The 1,711-nt window shown below is 70.8% G+C and carries 2 protein-coding genes; both read left to right on the top strand.

The annotated features are described in order from the left end of the window. A partial coding sequence (mtnA, locus tag GPA_RS02635; RefSeq protein ID WP_041238857.1) for an S-methyl-5-thioribose-1-phosphate isomerase occupies nucleotides 1–599 on the top strand: 599 nt, incomplete at its 5' end. Nucleotides 600–629: 30 nt separating this feature from the next. After that, nucleotides 630–1,673 (top strand): deoxyguanosinetriphosphate triphosphohydrolase, encoded by a 1,044-nt coding sequence (locus GPA_RS02630; RefSeq protein WP_015538855.1) that lies wholly within the window; start codon nucleotides 630–632, stop codon nucleotides 1,671–1,673. Nucleotides 1,674–1,711: the final 38 nt, after the last annotated feature.

Raw genomic sequence — 1,711 nt, 5'->3', positions numbered from 1 at the left:
ACCGCGCCATCGGCGCCCACGGCGCGAAGCTGCTCGCGCCCGGCTCCCGCATCCTCACGCACTGCAACGCCGGCAGCCTGGGCACCGCGTTTTTCGGCACGGCGCTCGGCATCGTGTACGCGGCCGCCGCGCAGGGCAAGGTGGAGCGCGTGTACGCCGACGAGACGCGCCCGGTGGGCCAGGGCGCCCGCCTCACGGCATGGGAGCTCTCTCGGGCGAACGTCCCCTGCACGCTTATATGCGACAACATGGCCGCCAGCCTCATGGCCTCCGGCCGGGTGGACGCCGTGCTCGTGGGGGCCGACCGCATCGCCGCCAACGGCGACGCGGCCAACAAGATAGGCACGTACGGCGTGGCCGTGCTCGCGCGCCACCACGGCATCCCGTTCTACGTGGCCGCCCCCACGTCCACCATCGACCCGACGCTTCCGGACGGCTCGGGCATCCCCATAGAGGAGCGCGACCCCGCCGAGGTGCTCCCCGCGCCCATCCCCGGCGTGGAGGTGTGGAACCCGGCGTTCGACGTCACGCCCGCCTCCCTGATCACCCGCATCGTCACGGAGCGCGGCGTGTTCGAGCCGGGCAAGCTGGTATACTGAGGGCGTCTACGACGAGCAAGGAGGTCCGCCATGCGCATCATCCATCGCGAAGACCAGGAGGAGCGCGCGCACGAGGCGCTCTCGCCCGACGCCTCGTTCGCCGACGAGAGCGAGGGTCGCGCCCGCTCGGCCGAGCCCGACATCCTGCGCAACGACTACCAGCGCGACCGCGACAAGATCCTCCACACGAAGTCGTTCCGACGCCTGTCGCATAAGACGCAGGTGTTCCTGGCCGCCGAGGGCGACCACTTCCGCACCCGGCTCACCCACACGCTCGAGGTGGCGCAGATCGCGCGCACCATCGCGCGGGCGCTCGGGCTGAACGAGGACCTGACCGAGGCCATCTCGCTCGGGCACGACCTGGGGCACACGCCGTTCGGCCACACCGGCGAGGAGGCGCTCGCGCGCAGCATCGCCCGCCACCGGGGCATCGACCCCGCCTCGCCCGAGGCCGAGGCGCTCTACCGGCACAACGAGCAGAGCCTGCGCGTGGTGGAGCGCATCGAGAACGGCGGCAAGGGGCTCAACCTCACGCCCGAGGTGCGCGACGGCATCCTCAATCACACCGGCGACCTGCGAGCCGAGACGCTCGAGGGCCGCATCGTGGGCACGGCCGACCGCATCGCCTACGTGAACCACGACATAGACGACGCCATACGCGCGGGCATCCTGTCCGAGGGCGACCTGCCGGACACGACGCACGCGGTGCTCGGCCCCGACCACTCCTCGCGCATCCAGACGCTCGTCATGGACATGGTGGAGACGTCGGCCGCCGCAGACGACATCCGCATGAGCGACTCGGTGTGGGACGCCATGATGGAGCTTAGAGCGTTCCTGTTCGCGCGCGTGTACACGGCGCCCGTCGTGATGGCGGAGGTGGACAAGGCCACGCGCCTCGTGGGCGCCCTGTTCGACTACTACGTGGCGCACACGGAAGAGGTGCCCGAGGAGTACCGCGCCATCGCCGAGGGCGACGATCTGAGCGCCGTGACCGACTACGTGGCCGGCATGACCGACCGCTTCGCCAAGAACCTGTTCCAGCAGCTGTTCATCCCGCACTCCGTGCATTACTAGGGAAGCCCGGGCCCCTGCGGGCCCGGCGCCGCGCGCAG

It is taken from the genome of Gordonibacter pamelaeae 7-10-1-b, assembly GCF_000210055.1.
GTDB classification, from domain to species: domain Bacteria; phylum Actinomycetota; class Coriobacteriia; order Coriobacteriales; family Eggerthellaceae; genus Gordonibacter; species Gordonibacter pamelaeae.
Note: the sequence above shows the minus strand (reverse complement) of the source record. Positions and strands in the feature narration are given on the sequence as shown.

What these genes read in the sequence shown, in the direction of transcription:
- GPA_RS02630 (WP_015538855.1), top strand. Translation starts at nt 630, where the DNA reads ATGCGCATCATCCATCGCGAAGACCAGGAGGAGCGCGCGCACGAGGCG.